This window comes from Paraburkholderia phenoliruptrix (genome assembly GCF_902859825.1).
GTDB classification, from domain to species: domain Bacteria; phylum Pseudomonadota; class Gammaproteobacteria; order Burkholderiales; family Burkholderiaceae; genus Paraburkholderia; species Paraburkholderia phenoliruptrix.
This window is the reverse complement of sequence record NZ_CADIKB010000003.1, coordinates 32,149-47,393: the sequence shown is the minus strand read 5'-3', so window position 1 is coordinate 47,393 and position 15,245 is coordinate 32,149. Positions and strand designations below refer to the sequence as shown.

Genomic DNA, 15,245 nt, shown 5'->3' with positions numbered 1-15,245 from the left:
ACATCGGCCTGATATGCGCGACAGGTTCGCCGCGCGAGGCGCGTCCCCGGCCTGCTGCCGGACAGCAGCCGGAGAACAGCCGCATTCGACGGCTGCGGCGCGCTTCGCTTTGCCGCCTTTCACAAGGCGCACCGCTTAGGCCTCCCAAGGAGGAGACAATGATGACCGACCTCGAAAGCCGGGTGTCCCGCAAGCTCATGCTGCGGATCATCCCGTTTGTGATGCTGCTCTATTTCGTGAGCTTCCTCGACCGCGTCAACGTGGGCTTCGCCGCGCTGACGATGAACAAGGCCATCGGCCTTTCGCCGACCGCATTCGGGCTCGGCGGCGGGCTGTTCTTTATCGGCTACTTCCTGTTCGAGGTTCCGTCGAACCTGATTCTCCACAAGGTCGGCGCGCGCCGCTGGATTGCCCGCGTAATGGTGTCCTGGGGCATCGTCTCGCTGGCGTCCGCGTTCGTCGTCGGGCCGAACAGCTTCTACGCGCTGCGCTTTTTGCTCGGTGTCGCCGAAGCGGGCTTCTTTCCCGGCATCATTCTGTATTTGAGCCTGTGGTTTCCGACGCGTCAGCGCGCCGTCGCCGCCGCCTGGTTCATGGCCGCCGCACCGATTTCCACGGCGATCGGCTCGCCGATTTCCGGCGCCATCATGAAGCTGCCGCCCATCGCAGGTCTCGCGGACTGGCAACTGCTCTACATCCTCGAAGCGCTGCCCGCGGTCATTCTTGGCTTTTTCGTGCTGAAGTATCTGACCGACACGCCTTCCAAAGCGCAATGGCTCGCGCCTGAAGAGCGCGACTGGCTGGTCGCGAAACTGAAGACGGAAGCCGACGCGCGTCAATCGCACGCGGGCCACACGGCCGGCGCATGGAGTGCGCTGCGCGATCCGCGTGTTCTCGCGCTCGCGCTGATTTACTTCGGCACGTCAGCCGGTTTGTACACGCTCGGTTTGTGGGCGCCGCTAATCATCAAGCAGTATGGCTTCGACTCGTTCGAAACAGGACTGCTTGCGGGCATACCGAGCATCGTCGCCGTCATCGCAATGATCTTGTGGGCGAAGCACTCGGACCGCACCGAAGAGCGCACGTGGCACGTCGTGATTCCGTGCGTGCTGGCCTGCCTCGGCTTCGTGTTCGCGGGCAACGCGGCGACCGCGCTGATGATCGTGCTGGCTCTCGTGGTCGTGAACGTCGGCATCAGCGCGGCCAAGGCGCCGCTGTGGGCCATGCCCAGCATGTTCCTGTCGGGCGCCGGCGCGGCGGCGGGCATCGCGATGATCAACTCTATCGGCAATCTCGGCGGCTTCGTCGGTCCGTTCGCGATCGGCTGGCTCAAGAACGTGACGGGCGGCTATTCGGCGGGACTGTACGTGGTCGGCGCGACGCTCGCCGTATCCGCCGTCGTGACGCTGATGCTGAGCCGGCAATCGAAACAGACGCCCGTCGCAGCCGGCGAGCGGCACAGCCACTGAAGCTGCGCGCCCGCTCGCATTTCATCCGGGAACGGGATTCTCCGTCGTGACATCCAACGTCGTATGCAACATAACGTTGGCTACACGGGAGAATCCGCATGAAACTGTTCCATCCACACTGGTTGGCCGCACTGGCGTTCGTCAGTCTTAGTAGCTGGGCGCAAAGCGCCGGTCCGAGCGATTCGCAGATCGCGGCCATCGTCGTCACGGCCAATCAGGTCGATATCGACGCGGGCAAGCTCGCCGAGTCGCGATCGAAATCGAGCGACGTCAAGGCGTTCGCCAAACAGATGGTCACCGACCACAGCGCCGTCAATCAATCCGCCAGTGCCCTCGTGCACAAACTCAACGTGACGCCCGAGGACAACGCTACCAGCCAGAGCCTCAAGCAAGGCGGCGACGCGAACCTCGCGGCCCTGAAAAAACTGAAAGGCGCCGCGTTCGATCGCGCCTACATCGATCACGAAGTGACCTACCATGAAACCGTGCTCGACACGCTCGATAAAACGCTGATTCCCAGTGCGAAGAACGAGGAGCTGAAAGCGCTGCTCGTCAAGGTGCGGCCTGCCTTCGTCGCGCATCTGGGGCATGCGAAGCATTTGCAGGCGTCGCTGGAGAAAAGCAGTGGCTAGCCGATGCGCTGCGCCGCGCAATCGCACGCTCGCGCGCGTGCTGCTCGCCTGCACGATGCCGGCTGCGATATTCATGCCGGTGTGGGCGGCCACGTCTAGCCATGCGCTTGCCGCGCCGAAGACCTATGTCGTCACGATCGAGAATATGCAGTTCAATCCGTCAACATTGACGGTGAAGCGAGGAGACCGCGTCGTATGGATCAACAAGGATCTGTTTGCACATACCGTAACCGCCGACACGCATGCGTTCGATTCGCGCAGCATTGCGGCCAACGCTTCCTGGTCTTACGAGGCGGCCAAGGCCGGCAGCTATGCGTACGGCTGCACGTTTCATCCGACCATGCACGGCGCGCTGAGCGTCCAGTGAGAGCCGGCAGACGATGACCGAAACAGCGAACCTGCCGCCCACGCGCAGCGCCGCGGAGGACGACCTTGCCCTGGTACAGCGCATTGTCGCGGGCGATCGCGCGGCGTTCGAACCGCTGATGCGCCGGTACAACCGCCGGCTGTACCGGCTTGCGCGGGCCACACTGCGCGACGACGCCGAGGCCGAAGACGCGCTGCAGGACGCGTACCTCCATGCCTACCGCTCGCTCGGCCAGTTTCGCGGCGACGCGGCGTTGTCGACGTGGCTCTCGCGGCTCGTGCTGAACGAATGTTATGGCCGGCTGCGCCGCCATGCCCGCCGCGAGAACGTCGTCCCTATGGTCAGTTCGAACACCGCCGACATCGATATTGAAGCCATGCACTCTTCCGACTCCGAGCCACCCGACAGCGCAGTAGCGCGTGCGGAAATGCGCGCGCTGCTCGAGCGCAAGCTCGACGAACTGCCGGAATCCTTTCGCACGGTGTTCATACTGCGCACCGTCGAAGAGCTCAGCGTCGAGGAAACCGCGCAGTGCCTCGACATTGCCGAAGCCACCGTGCGCAGCCGGCACTTTCGCGCCAGGAGCCTGCTGCGCGAGACGCTCGCGCGAGACATCGACATCGCCAGCAGCGAAATCTTCGGCTTTGCGGGGGCGCGCTGCGACCGGATCGTCGCGAATGTGATGGCGCGCATCGACAAGCACGGCGAGAGCAATCAAGGCTAGGCAGGCAGAGCGCGCGCTGGCGCCGCGCCGGCAACAACTCGACGGCGCAGCGAGCCAACGGCACCACCACGGCGACCACCGCCACATCCACCGCAAAGGGGCTGACATAACACCATGTCATGGCCACTCCAACAATTGCGGCGTTGCTCCGCTCGAATTGGCTCACTATATTTCCATTCAAGCCCGCGCTCTTCGCTCCTTCGGTTTCAAGCCGCAGCGGTGAAAGCGCCGACCTGGATGATGTCTTTTCGCTTCAACCGTATCGAGGAGAAGTCGTGATCAGCATGCCAAGGTTGCGCCCGTTTGCCATGACTCTGGTGTTGAGCGTCGCGAGCATGGCGCCCGCGCTCGCCGCGGGAAAAATCACTTTCGTGTCGCAGGGCGGCACGTATCAGGAAGCCCAGACCAAAGCCATTCTCGACCCGGCGGCGAAGGAGCTGGGCATCACCATCAATCAGGACAGCATTCCGGACGCGTGGCCGCAGATCAAGGCGCAGGCCGCGACCGGCAAACCGATCTGGGATGTGGTGGACACGCCCACCTCGAACTGTCTGCGAGGCGGCCGCGAGGGACTGCTCGAAAAGCTCGACTTCGCGAAGCTCCCCAACGCCGCCGCGATGCCTGAGAAGTACCGCACGCCTTATTCGGTTGCGTACGAGTTCTATTCGACGGTGATCGGCTACAACAAGAAGACGCTGAAAAAGACGCCGCAAAGCTGGGCCGACTTCTGGAACGTGAAGGCATTCCCGGGCACGCGGGCGCTGCGCAACGACCCGCAAACAGTACTTGAAGCCGCGCTGCTCGCGGACGGCGTGCCGCGCGACAAGCTCTATCCGCTCGACGTGGACCGCGCGTTCAGGAAGCTGCAGCAGATCAAGCCCGACATTACGGTGTGGTGGACCTCCGGCGGCCAGTCCGCGCAATTGCTGCACGACGGCGAAGTCGACATGACGATGATCTGGAACGGCCGCGCAAGCGCGGTGCGCAAGGACAATCCCGATGTCGATTTCACCTTCAATGACGGCATTCTGCAAAACACGCAGTTGTGCGTACTGAAGAACGCGCCGAATCTGAACGACGCCATGCGCTTCCTGAACACCGCCGTTTCGCCGGACCTGCAAGCGAATCTGCCGCTTTACATCGACTATGGTCCCGGCAATCCGGCTGCGTTCAAGACCGGCAAGATCACGCCCAAGCGCGCGAGCGAATTGCCAAGCTCGCCCGAGAATGCTGCAAAGCAGGCCTTGATGTCCGAAGACTGGTGGGCGTCCGATGCAGGCATTCAGGCCAAAGCGCGCTGGCTGAAGTTCATGCAGTAACGCTTAACGGCTGTCCTTCCATCGCCATTCATGCGCCCGCGTGATTCCGGTTCATCGCGGGCGTTCTGCTTTTTTCGGCTTGCTTTAACGCGGTCTTCATTCATCCGACGTGATCGACTATCTGATTCTTGGCGGCGGTTCGGCGGGGTGCGTGCTTGCCGCGCGTCTCTCCGAAGATGCGGGCAAGCGCGTGTGCCTCGTCGAAGCCGGCCGCAATATCTCGCAGGTGACCATGCCCGCCGAGATTCGCAGCCGCTATCCGGGCCGTGCGTACCTGGATACGGCCAACCTATGGCAGCAATTGAAAGCGCGCATGAGCGCGCCTGCCGCGCTGCGCCGCTATGAACAGGCGCGGCTTCTGGGCGGCGGCTCGGCGATCAATGCGCTCATGGCGAACCGCGGCGCGCCCGCCGACTACGACGAATGGGAAGCTCTCGGCGCACAAGGCTGGAACTGGCAAGCGTGTCTGCCTTATTTTCGCAAGCTCGAAACCGACTGCGACTTCGACGGCCCCGACCATCGCGACCTGCACGGCGCGCACGGCCCGCTACGCATCCAGCGAACGGCATGGCCGCGTGTCTCGCCCTTCGTGAAAGCCGTGCTGGATACGTTAAAGCACGACTATCCGCTGCGCGAAGACCAGAACGGCCCGTGGCAGGACGGCACCTTTATCGGCTCCATTGCGGTGAGCGCCCAAGGCGAACGCATCCCCACGTCCGTCTGTTATCTGGACGACACCGTGCGAGCACGGCCCAATCTCATCATCCGCACCGATGAGATCGCGCAGCGCATCCTGTTCGACCAAAGGCGCGCGGTGGGCGCGCGCATGCTGCGGCCCGACGGCACGCATCATGACTTGCGGGCCGGCTGCGTCATCGTCAGCGCGGGCGCGATTCACTCGCCCGCGCTGTTGCTCCGAAGCGGCATTGGTCCAGCCAACGAGCTCGCCGCACTCGGCATCGACGTCCTCGTGCATCGCGAAGGCGTGGGCCGCAATCTGATGGAGCATCCGTCCATCGCGGTGTCGGCGTTTCTGCCCCGCGCCGCTCGCACGCCGTTTCCCGACGAGCATCACGAGCAGGCTATCGTGCGTTTTTCATCGGGACTCCCCGGCACCGTGCCCGGCGACATGCACGGCGCCATCCTGTCGCGCTCGGGCTGGCATTCGGTCGGCTATCGCTTGGGCACCCTGTTCTTCTGGGTCAACAAATCGTATTCGCGCGGACGTCTGAAGCTCAAATCGGCGAGCGCACTGGACGAGCCCGACGTCGATTTCGCCATGCTGTCCGATGCGCGCGATCTCGAACGGCTGAAGCTCGCACTGCGTTTCGGCGCACAGACGCTCGCCGCGCCCACAATGGCCGTGCATCGCGACACGTTGTTTCCATCGAGCTACTCGCCGCGGGTCGCGGCCGTTGCGGTGCCTGGCGCCTGGAACGCATTGCAACGCGGTGCGCTTTCGGCGCTGCTGGACATCGCGGGGCCGCTGCGCGCGTCGCTTGTGCGTCGCGTGGTCACACAAGGCGTGACACTCGACCAGCTACTCGCCGACGATACCGCGCTCACGCAGTTCGTCACGCGTTCGGTGGGCGGCACATGGCACCCGTCGGGCACCTGCCGCATGGGCGCCGCCGACGACCCGCTGGCGGTCACCGATGCATGCGGCGCGGTCTACGGCGTGGACGGCCTGCATGTGTGCGACGCATCGTTGATGCCGTCCATTCCCTGCGCGAACACCAACGTGCCGACCATCATGATCGCCGAACGCATCGCCGATCTGTTGCGCGGACGCGGCCATGCCGTCGATTAGTGCCTAGTCGCCGTAGCCGACAATGCCCTTCACTTCGAGAAACGCTTCGAGGCCCCACTCGCCGTATTCGCGGCCGTTGCCGGATTGCTTGTAGCCGCCGAACGGCGAGCCCGCGTCCCACGACGGATAGTTCAGATACACGCTGCCCGCGCGCAGGCGGAATGCCACGCGGCGGGCGCGCGCCTGATCCGCCGACTGAACATACGCGGCGAGACCGAACGGGGTGTCGTTGGCCATGACGATGGCGTCTTCCTCATCGCGATACGGCATGATGGCGAGCACCGGGCCGAAGATCTCTTCGCGTGCAATCGTCATGGACGGGTCGACGTTTGCGAAGACCGTCGGCCGCACGTAGTAGCCTCGCGTCAAACCCTCGGGACGGCCCAGGCCGCCAGCGGCGAGCAGCGCGCCTTCTTCGATACCCTTTGCGATGTGCCGCTGCACGCGCGCGTATTGCACGTCGCTGACCACCGGACCCATCGTGGTGGCGTCGTCGTTCGCGGGCCCGACACGGTGCGCGGCCGCCGCGCGCCCGGCAATGCGCACGGCCTCGTCGTGCCGCGCCGCGGGCACCAGCATGCGCGTCGGCGCGTTGCATGACTGGCCGCTGTTGCTGAAGCACGAATTCACGCCCGAGGTGACGGCGGCTTCGAAGTCCACATCGTCGAGAAGAATGTTGGCGGATTTGCCGCCCAGTTCCTGGTGCACGCGCTTGACGGTCGGCGCCGCGAGCTTCGCGATTTCGACGCCCGCGCGCGTGGAGCCGGTAAAGGACACCATATCGACGTCCGGATGGCTGCAGAGCGCCGCACCGACAGTCGGGCCGTCGCCGTTCACGAGATTGAACACGCCGGGCGGCACGCCCGCGGCTTCGAGTATCTCGGCGAACAGCACGGCGTTCAGCGGCGACACCTCGCTCGGCTTGAGCACCATCGTGCAGCCCGCGGCAATTGCGGGCGCAACCTTGCAGACGATCTGATTGATGGGCCAATTCCACGGCGTAATGAGAGCGACCACGCCGATAGGCTCATGATTGACGAGCGTCGTGCCCTTCTTGCGCTGCCACGCGAAGCGCTCGCAGGTGCGCAGCAGTTCTTCCAGGTGACGTTTGCCGAGCGCCGCCTGCCACGCGTGCGAGAGCTTTTTCGGCGCGCCGATTTCACGCGAGATGATGTCCGCCATGTCGTCGTAGCGCGCCATGTAGGCATCGAGTACGCGGCGAATCAGCGCGATGCGTTCCGCGGGCGACGTCAGCGAAAACGACGCGAAAGCGCGTCTTGCCGCGGCGACCGCGCGGTTCACATCGTCCCCATTGCCGAGCGCTATTTCGGCGAACGGCTCTTCCGTGCAGGGATCGACTACGGCGAGGCGCGCCTCGCCGAACGGCGCAACCCAGGCGCCGTCGATATAAAACTTCAGTGCATTCGACATCCGCTTCCCAATTCGATGAAATGAAAACAGATCACGCGCGCGCGTTCGCCGAACGCCGGCTCACGACGACGATCATCACGAGGCACAAGGTGAGCGCAGTGAGCATGGTGCTGATCGCGGCGATGGTGGGATCGATCTCGTCGCGCAGCGTGACGAACATGCGGCGCGTGAGCGTCTGATTCGTGCCGCCACAAATGAAGAGTGCGACCACGGTTTCGTCGAGCGCCTGAATGAACACGAACACCGCGCCTGAAATCACGCTCGCCTTGATCTGCGGCAGCGTCACCGCGAGGAAGCTGCGCAGGCGATTCATGCCGAGACTGCGCGCCACCATTTCCTGCGTGCGGTCGAACGTGCGCAAGTCCGCGCCGACTGAGATCAGCACATACGGCAACCCCAGCATCGTATCGGCGACGATCAGCCCGCCGAGCGTGTTCACATACCCCGCCTGCGTGAACACAAAGAACACACCCACTGCGACGATGATGATCGGCACCATCAGCGGCAACATCAGCAGTGTGCGCAGATAGCGCATCGACCAATGCGTGCCGTGCTGGATCGCGTAGGCCGCGGCTACGCCGAGCGGCGTGGCGAGGAGCGCCGCACACACAGATGCCGTAAGCGTCACGCGAGCCGCTTCGATCCATGCGGGGTTATCGAAGAACGCGTGATACCAGCGCAACGAATAGGCGGGCGGCGGGAACGTCATGAAGCGCGTGTCCGAAAACGACAGCGGCACGACAATCAGCACCGGCAGCATCAGGAACACGAGAATCAGCACGACGACCGCACCGAGTACGACTCTGCCGAGCGGAATCCTGTTCATTTTGCACCCAGGGTCTTTTCGAGTGGAATCACGCGGCTCGCGGCATAGAAGATCGCGAACACGCACACCAGCAGCACGACGCTGACCGCGCTCGCCGCGCCCCAACTGTTGTAGATCTCGACATTGCGGCTCACCACCATGGACACCATGATCGACTTGCCGCCGCCCATCAGTTCGGGCGTGATGTAAAAACCGAGGCACAGCACGAAGACGAGCGTGACGCCCGCGACGACGCCGCTCATCGACAGCGGCAGAAACACGCGCCAGAACACGTGCCAGGGCGAGCCCCCGAGACTCGCGCCGGCTTGCGAAAGATTCGCGGGAATCTTCTGCATGGCTGAATAAAGCGGGAGCACCATGAACGGCAGCAGAATATGCACCATCGCGAGAATGGTGCCGAACTGGTTGTACGCAAGTTGCACCGGGCGATCCACGAGCCCCATTTCCAGCAGCGCCTTGTTGATGAGCCCAGTGCGCTGCAACAGCACGAGCCACGCGTAGGTGCGCACGAGCACGCTGGTCCAGAACGGCAGGATCACCATGCCGAGTATCAGCGCGCTCCATCGCGGCGAGACCGAGGACGCAAAATAGGCAACGGGATAACCGAGCAGCAGCGTCACGCCGGTCACGATCACGCTAAGCCTGAATGTGAGCAGGAACGTGTCGAGATAGGTGCCGGTGAAGATGCGCCGATAGTTGACGAGCGTGAAGCCGCCGTCTTGCCAGATGGACTGCCACGACAGCCACGCGAGCGGCACGACCAGGAGCACCACGACGACGAAAAGCGCGGGCACGAGCAAGAGCAGCATCGCGCGATCTTCGCGTTGCTGATGGCGGACCGACGGGTCCGTCGCGGTCGTCTGCATCAAGGCGGGTTCCTGGAAAATCCGTTTGGCTGTCGTCATCATGCACCCACGGCGTCGAGAAACTGATACCACGCGGCCACCACGCGAACGCCCGGCGCGCGCAGCGAATGAAACGGCACGGGCCGCAAGCCTTGCTGGCCGAGCAATGCGAGTTCCGGCGCGTCGCCAAGCGCGAGCGCCGCCGCATGCTGGCCGAGCAGGCTCGCCATGGCCACGCCGGCGCCGTTATATCCCAGACAGAAGGTCGTGAGGTCGTCGCTTCGTCCGACATGCGGCAGGGCGTTGAAGGTCATGCCGACATAGCCCGACCATTTGTATTCGATCTGCACATCCGCGAGATCGGGAAACAGCGCGACCATCGCGCGCCGCAACGCGTCGAAGCCGGTCGCCTGTCCTTCCTTGCCGAATGCGTCGCGTCCGCCGAACAGCATGCGGCCGTCCACCTTGCGGAACCACTTCATCATGCGGCGCGTTTCCGTATAGCTGCGGCGTTGCACCATGAGGCGCGCATCCAGTTCTGCGGGGAGCCGCGCGGTCGCGATCATTGCGCTGCGAAACGGCACGAGTTCACGCTGATAAGCGGCGGTCGCCGACGTGAGATCCGAATACGCATTGGTCGCGACGATCACCTGCTTCGCGCGCACAACGCCGCCAGGCGTGCGCAGCACGGCGCCGCCGGCGCCACGCAGCGACCGCGCGATCTCGACGATCGGCGTGGCTTCGTAAATCGGCACGCCGCGCGCCGTGAGACCCCGCGCGATACCGCACACATATTCGAGCGGCAGGATCGTGCCGGCGTCCGCGCTCAGCACGCCGCCGACAAATCCCGCCGATCCCGTCTCGCGCGTCACTTCCTCGCGCGATTGCACGCTCATCGACGCGTCGCCTAGTTGCGTGCGCACCCAATCCGCCTCCGCGCGAATCGACGCGAACGCGCGTTCGGTATGCGCGCAACGCAGGCTGCCGGTATGCTCGAAATGCGCGCGTTCCAGCCCGTATTCGTCGACGAGCGATTCGACCACGCGCACGCCTTCGTGCGCGAGACGGTGCATGCGCTTCGCGGTGTCCAGTCCGTGCAGCTTGTCGATCAGCGGAAACGACAAGCGGAATTTCGACGACACCACGCCGCCATTGCGCCCGCTCGCGCCCCAGCCGACCGGGTTCGCATCGAACACCGCGCAGTCGACGCCGCGCTTTTGCAGCGCGTAGGCGGCCGCGAGACCCGAGTAGCCCGCGCCGATCACGGCCACGTCGACGGAAAGATCGCGCGCGAGCGGCGCGCCCATGCTGACGGGCGCGAGCTTGTGAGCCGAGCGCGCCGCCATCGCCCGCCATAACGAATCCGGCTGTGGGCGTTGCGACGGGTTGTGAACGGCGGGCGCGAGCATGGCGTTAAGCGGCGCGCGCTTCGGCTTCGACGGCGTCGGCGAGCGCGCCGAGCGTCGCGAATTTGAAGGTCGGCGTCGTGACGGCTTCCGGCACCGGCGTCGCGCCGAAGCCCTTCATGCCCTGGCGGCGCTCGATCCAGCACGTCGCGTAACCGAGCTTCGTCGCAACGCCGATATCGTGATACTGACTCTGCGCGGTGTGCAGAATCTCGTTGAACTTGAAGCCGAACGCAGCCTGACGTCCACGGTTATAGGCAAAGAACTGCGGATCCGGCTTCGCGACACCGGTCTCGTCGCAGCACACGGTGTCGTCGAAGGGATCGCCGAGCGTGTGCGCGTAGGCCGACAACGCGACGCGGTCCGCATTCGTCATCGCGACGAGCCGGTAGTGTTTGCGCAGGCGCTTCAGGGCTTCCACCGAGTCTTCGAAGGCGGGCCATTCCAGCACGTCGCGCTGGAATGCCGCGGCGGATTGCGCGTCGTCGGGCAAGCCGAGCTCTTTTGCCAGCGACAGATACACGTTCGCCATCTCATGGCTCGAGCGGCCCGGATATTTCGCACGGCCGCGCATATACGGCTCGAAGATCTGGTCGTCGGTGAGGTCTTTCGCCGCCGCCCCGCCGAGGCGCCGTACGGACGCGAGCACGCCCTTTTCAAAATTGATCAGCGTGCCGACGACATCGAACGTCAGGACCTTGAAATCGGTGAGCTTCATTGCATCATCCTTTGCGGTTGCGCGAGTTTCGTAAGACGTAAATGCCTCGAGTGGGCAGCGGAGAAATCAGGCGGGCACGACAATTGTGTCCTGGGGATCGAGCACCACGGTCATCGGCTCGCCGGGTGACGGAATGCGGCGGCGGGCGTCGTGATTGCCGGGCTGGCGCAGGCTGATCGACGTGCCGTCGGCAAGCGCCGCGAAAACGCGCAGGCTCTCGCCCTGATACAGCACTTCGGTCACGCGGCACGACAGCCGGTTTGCGTCATGAGCCGCGCCGCCGTCGATCACGAGCTTTTCGGTTTGCACGGCAAGCAGCAAACGCTCGCCGCGCGGCAACGGGTGGGCCGTGCGCAACACCGCGTCGCCGAGCCGCACGGCGTCTTCGCCGGCGCGGCTCACATTGAGCAGCGTCGCCTCGCCGATAAAGCTCGCGACGAACGCGTCGCAAGGCCGGTCGTACAGACGCTCAGGCGTGTCGATCTGCACGAGCCTGCCGTTTTTCAGCACGGCCACGCGGTCGCTCATGGTGAGCGCCTCGCGCTGGTCGTGGGTCACGTAGACAATCGTCGCCCCGAGCTTGCGATGCAGTCGCCGGAGTTCGATCTGCATGGTTTCGCGCAGCTGCTTGTCGAGCGCGGAGAGCGGCTCGTCCATCAGAATCAGCTGCGGCTCGAAGACCATCGCCCTCGCGAGCGCGACCCGCTGACGCTGACCGCCGGAAAGCTGGGCGATGTTGCGCCCCTCGTAGCCGCTCAGTTCGGCCATGGCGAGCGCGTCCGCCACCTTCTTCGCCCAGCCGGCTTTCGGCTCGCGACGCGCGCGCAGTGGAAACGCGACGTTCTCGCCGACCGTCATGTGCGGAAACAGCGCGTAGTTCTGAAACACGATGCCGATGTTGCGCTTGTGCGGCGGCGCAAATGTAATGTCACGCTCGCCGACCCACACCGAACCGGAACTCGGCTGAACGAAGCCGCCGAGAATGCCGAGCAGCGTCGTCTTGCCGGAGCCGGACGGCCCGAGTAGCGACACGAATTCGCCGGGCTCGATGTCGAGCGAAACGTCGTCCAGCGCGACCACCGGACCGTAGCGCTTGCCTGCCGACCGGATGGAAACTCCCGTTTTCGCTCGTGCGTCCATTGCGTTCTTTCTCGCCAAAGGGGCTGCGTTAGGGAAAATATAGGTGGCAAACTTTTTGGCGGCAATTCCCAAATTGTTGGATCAGGCATAACATCAAGTCATGCCGAATCTACGCAAAAAACTGCCGAGCGCGAATGCGCTGTTCGTCTTCGAAGCCGCCGCGCGCTGCGGCAACTTCACCCGTGCGGCGCAAGAACTCTATGTGAGCCAGCCCGCCGTGAGCCGCATGCTCGCGCGCATGGAAGATCACATCGGAGTGCGCCTTTTCGAACGCGTGCGCGGGGGCATCGAGCTCACCGAGAACGGACGCATCCTGTATCGCAAGATCTCGGAAGGCTTCAACGGCATAGAAAGCGCCATCCGCGAAATCGAGGCGCGCGCCACGGGCGTGGAATCGGTCACGCTGTCGGTGTCCACGGGTTTCACCACGCATTGGCTGATGCCGCGCATGAGCCGCCTGAACGAGGCGTTTCCGTCGATTGATCTGAGGTTCCAGCTCATTTCGGGGCGCATCGGCGGCCCGCTCGTCGACGTCGATCTCGGCATGCGCTTTCAGCACGCCGGCGAGATCGACGACAACAGCGTGCTGGTCATGCCCGAAACGCTCATGCCCGTGTGCAACCCGCGTTATCAGGAAACGGCGCAAAGCGAAGCGGGTCGCGAGCACGGCGACACCGTGATCGTGATGGACGACGAAGAGCGCGGCTGGCATCACCGCTTCGGTGCGTTCGAGCAGCACGGCCGGCGCGTGGCGGGCATGCTCAGCTTCAATGACTACGCGATCGTCGTGCAGGCCGCACTACTCGGCCAGGGCGTCGCGCTCGGCTGGCTGAACGTGGTGTCGCATTGGCTCTCGCAGCGCGCGCTGGTGCCCGCGGAGGAGGAGATCATCGTGACGCACCGGCGCTGCTGTCTGGTATCGCCCGCGAACCGGCCGTTGCGACCCATCGTTGCCAATGTGCGCGACTGGATCGTCGAGGAAATGCGCGCCGACATGCGCACGCTGGAAAGCGCGTACCCGCAGCTGGGATTGCGCAAAGCATTCAAGGAGTGCGGCGTGGCGATCGTGTAGTGCTACGAACGATCGGTGCGCCGCGACGCCTTACCGCTTTTCGCGCGCTGCAAGCGCATACGCAATGCAGCGCCGCGCGAGAACATCGGTCGGATCGATCAGCGTGACTCGAGCGCCGCCACTGCCGACGAATTCGGCATGCGGCAGCAGCAGCGGCAATTCGGTGCAGCCGAGCACGATCACTTCTACGCCTTCGTCGATCAGGCCTTCCACGGCGGCCGCAATGTCGTCGTGGCATGCACCGGCAGTAAAGCCCGCCTTGACGCCCTGCTTTCCGTAGATGGCTTGCATGACGCGCGACTGCAAAGCCGGTTCGGGCGCAATCTGCTGAAGCCCCTGCGCTTCGAGCGCCTTTTCATACACGCCGCTCGCCATGGTGCCGGACGTTGCGAGTACACCGATCTTGCGTTGAGCCGGATAATGCTCGTGCACGTAGCGGACCGTTTCCGTCAGCATGTTCACAATCGGAACGCGTAGATAAGGCTGAATGCGTTCGACAAACGCGTGCGCCGTGTTGCACGGAATCGCGATGATGTCCGCGCCGCCCTCTTCCAGCCGCTTGCAGGTCGCATACAGCGACACCGTCGGATCCGCACCCTCGCCGATCAGGTTCTCCGTGCGGTCAGGAATTTGCGGGTTCTGCTCGACCAGCAGCTTCACATGATCCTGATCCCGGCGGGCGGGCGTGTTGCGCACGATCTTGTCGAGAAAGTCCACCGTCGCCGCTGGGCCGACGCCGCCCACCACGCCGAGCTTGAACACCTCCGCGGGCGCGTCGTATTGCCCCGATACCACGTGCTGCGCATAGGCGAGGTTCGAGTCGACCAGCGGCACGCCGAGCTCGCCGATCTGATCGGCGACGAGCGCAATCTCGGTCATGCCCGGGACGATCACCTGCGCGCCCTGCTGGACGAGGTCCACACAGGCACGGCGCAACAGGTCGACCGGCAGCCCGCGCAAGTTGCCGCTTTTGATGCCTTCGGGGCCATACACGGCTTGCGTCACCCGATCGACGCCCTTCTGCAGGCGCGGGTGCAGCACCTCCAGTTCGCACGGCGAGAAGTAGCGCTCGAATAGGCGCTTTTCACGTGTGTAGTCGGAGGCGAGCACGCCGATGCGCGTGCGCCCCGGGAACTTCCGGCGCACATGGCCAAGCACCGCGTCGACCATATCCACGATTTGCAGGCTCGTGTTCGCCTTCAATTCGTCGATATAGGTATGGCTCAGAAAACACGGCAGCACCACCGTCGTCACGCCCCGCTTCTCGAAGTCGCGGATCATGTCGAAGATATACAGCTTGCGCTCCGTCGTGGCGGCGCTCGCCGTGCTGGCGCCCGGAAACGGATGTTGCTGGAAGATCACGTCGGCATGGCCCGCATCGGCCGAAACAGGCATGGCTTTCACGAGCTTGAAGAACACATCCGCGCTCGCGAGCGGCCCGAGTCCGCCGACCACGCCGTACTTGCGCGAGCTGGCGCTCATGGCC

Annotated in this window: 14 protein-coding genes; 7 read left to right on the top strand and 7 right to left on the bottom strand. The window is 64.2% G+C overall.

Annotated elements, in window-relative coordinates:
* Positions 1 to 158 precede the first annotated feature (158 nt).
* From HV711_RS04845 to HV711_RS04820, 6 genes are all read left to right on the top strand, one after another.
* Positions 159 to 1,469, top strand: coding sequence for an MFS transporter (locus HV711_RS04845; protein WP_035477962.1), 1,311 nt, complete (start codon positions 159 to 161; stop codon positions 1,467 to 1,469).
* 98 nt (positions 1,470 to 1,567) lie between these two features.
* The gene (locus tag HV711_RS04840) at positions 1,568 to 2,101 is read left to right on the top strand and encodes a DUF4142 domain-containing protein (protein ID WP_035477961.1); all 534 of its coding nucleotides are present in this window, start codon (positions 1,568 to 1,570) and stop codon (positions 2,099 to 2,101) included.
* Positions 2,094 to 2,468, top strand: a complete 375-nt coding sequence (locus HV711_RS04835) for a cupredoxin domain-containing protein (RefSeq protein WP_013591715.1) — start codon at positions 2,094 to 2,096, stop codon at positions 2,466 to 2,468. Before HV711_RS04840 ends, HV711_RS04835 begins: the two co-directional genes overlap by 8 nt.
* Before the next feature lie 13 nt (positions 2,469 to 2,481).
* Entirely contained in the window at positions 2,482 to 3,192 is a 711-nt protein-coding gene (locus tag HV711_RS04830; RefSeq protein WP_035477959.1) for an RNA polymerase sigma factor, read from the top strand.
* A gap of 308 nt (positions 3,193 to 3,500) precedes the next feature.
* Positions 3,501 to 4,511 carry an ABC transporter substrate-binding protein gene (locus HV711_RS04825; RefSeq protein WP_014973007.1) on the top strand — a complete coding sequence of 337 codons (1,011 nt, stop codon included), beginning with the start codon at positions 3,501 to 3,503 and terminating at the stop codon, positions 4,509 to 4,511.
* Between the two features lie 109 nt (positions 4,512 to 4,620).
* Entirely contained in the window at positions 4,621 to 6,321 is a 1,701-nt protein-coding gene (locus HV711_RS04820) for a GMC family oxidoreductase (RefSeq protein ID WP_035477956.1), read from the top strand.
* 3 nt (positions 6,322 to 6,324) lie between these two features.
* Here HV711_RS04820 and HV711_RS04815 read toward each other — a convergent pair whose 3' ends face one another.
* From HV711_RS04815 to HV711_RS04790, 6 genes are all read right to left on the bottom strand, one after another.
* Positions 6,325 to 7,752 (bottom strand): aldehyde dehydrogenase family protein, encoded by a 1,428-nt coding sequence (locus HV711_RS04815; protein ID WP_035477953.1) that lies wholly within the window; start codon positions 7,750 to 7,752, stop codon positions 6,325 to 6,327.
* Positions 7,753 to 7,783: 31 nt separating this feature from the next.
* Positions 7,784 to 8,578: an ABC transporter permease gene (locus HV711_RS04810; protein ID WP_035477950.1), complete on the bottom strand. Its 795-nt coding sequence runs from the start codon at positions 8,576 to 8,578 to the stop codon at positions 7,784 to 7,786.
* On the bottom strand, positions 8,575 to 9,486 hold the full coding sequence (locus tag HV711_RS04805; RefSeq protein WP_035477947.1) for an ABC transporter permease: 912 nt from the start codon (positions 9,484 to 9,486) through the stop codon (positions 8,575 to 8,577). Before HV711_RS04805 ends, HV711_RS04810 begins: the two co-directional genes overlap by 4 nt.
* A complete protein-coding gene (locus HV711_RS04800) occupies positions 9,483 to 10,832 on the bottom strand; it encodes an NAD(P)/FAD-dependent oxidoreductase (protein ID WP_035477945.1) in 1,350 nt (449 codons plus the stop codon). The genes HV711_RS04805 and HV711_RS04800 overlap by 4 nt, the downstream gene beginning before the upstream one ends.
* 4 nt (positions 10,833 to 10,836) lie before the next feature.
* A complete protein-coding gene (locus HV711_RS04795; protein WP_013591707.1) occupies positions 10,837 to 11,547 on the bottom strand; it encodes an HAD-IA family hydrolase in 711 nt (236 codons plus the stop codon).
* A gap of 66 nt (positions 11,548 to 11,613) precedes the next feature.
* A complete protein-coding gene (locus HV711_RS04790; RefSeq protein WP_035477944.1) occupies positions 11,614 to 12,687 on the bottom strand; it encodes an ABC transporter ATP-binding protein in 1,074 nt (357 codons plus the stop codon).
* A gap of 100 nt (positions 12,688 to 12,787) precedes the next feature.
* Here HV711_RS04790 and HV711_RS04785 point away from each other — a divergent pair, with 100 nt between their 5' ends.
* A complete protein-coding gene (locus tag HV711_RS04785; RefSeq protein ID WP_013591705.1) occupies positions 12,788 to 13,759 on the top strand; it encodes a LysR family transcriptional regulator in 972 nt (323 codons plus the stop codon).
* 30 nt (positions 13,760 to 13,789) lie between these two features.
* Here HV711_RS04785 and cuyB read toward each other — a convergent pair whose 3' ends face one another.
* On the bottom strand, positions 13,790 to 15,241 hold the full coding sequence (gene cuyB / locus HV711_RS04780) for a cysteate racemase (RefSeq protein ID WP_425195019.1): 1,452 nt from the start codon (positions 15,239 to 15,241) through the stop codon (positions 13,790 to 13,792).
* Positions 15,242 to 15,245 lie beyond the last annotated feature (4 nt).

What these genes read in the sequence shown, in the direction of transcription:
- HV711_RS04810 (WP_035477950.1), bottom strand. Translation starts at nt 8,578, where the DNA reads ATGAACAGGATTCCGCTCGGCAGAGTCGTACTCGGTGCGGTCGTCGTG.
- HV711_RS04805 (WP_035477947.1), bottom strand. Translation starts at nt 9,486, where the DNA reads ATGATGACGACAGCCAAACGGATTTTCCAGGAACCCGCCTTGATGCAG.
- HV711_RS04840 (WP_035477961.1), top strand. Translation starts at nt 1,568, where the DNA reads ATGAAACTGTTCCATCCACACTGGTTGGCCGCACTGGCGTTCGTCAGT.
- HV711_RS04790 (WP_035477944.1), bottom strand. Translation starts at nt 12,687, where the DNA reads ATGGACGCACGAGCGAAAACGGGAGTTTCCATCCGGTCGGCAGGCAAG.
- HV711_RS04800 (WP_035477945.1), bottom strand. Translation starts at nt 10,832, where the DNA reads ATGCTCGCGCCCGCCGTTCACAACCCGTCGCAACGCCCACAGCCGGAT.
- HV711_RS04830 (WP_035477959.1), top strand. Translation starts at nt 2,482, where the DNA reads ATGACCGAAACAGCGAACCTGCCGCCCACGCGCAGCGCCGCGGAGGAC.
- HV711_RS04845 (WP_035477962.1), top strand. Translation starts at nt 159, where the DNA reads ATGATGACCGACCTCGAAAGCCGGGTGTCCCGCAAGCTCATGCTGCGG.
- HV711_RS04785 (WP_013591705.1), top strand. Translation starts at nt 12,788, where the DNA reads ATGCCGAATCTACGCAAAAAACTGCCGAGCGCGAATGCGCTGTTCGTC.
- cuyB (WP_425195019.1), bottom strand. Translation starts at nt 15,241, where the DNA reads ATGAGCGCCAGCTCGCGCAAGTACGGCGTGGTCGGCGGACTCGGGCCG.
- HV711_RS04795 (WP_013591707.1), bottom strand. Translation starts at nt 11,547, where the DNA reads ATGAAGCTCACCGATTTCAAGGTCCTGACGTTCGATGTCGTCGGCACG.
- HV711_RS04815 (WP_035477953.1), bottom strand. Translation starts at nt 7,752, where the DNA reads ATGTCGAATGCACTGAAGTTTTATATCGACGGCGCCTGGGTTGCGCCG.
- HV711_RS04825 (WP_014973007.1), top strand. Translation starts at nt 3,501, where the DNA reads ATGACTCTGGTGTTGAGCGTCGCGAGCATGGCGCCCGCGCTCGCCGCG.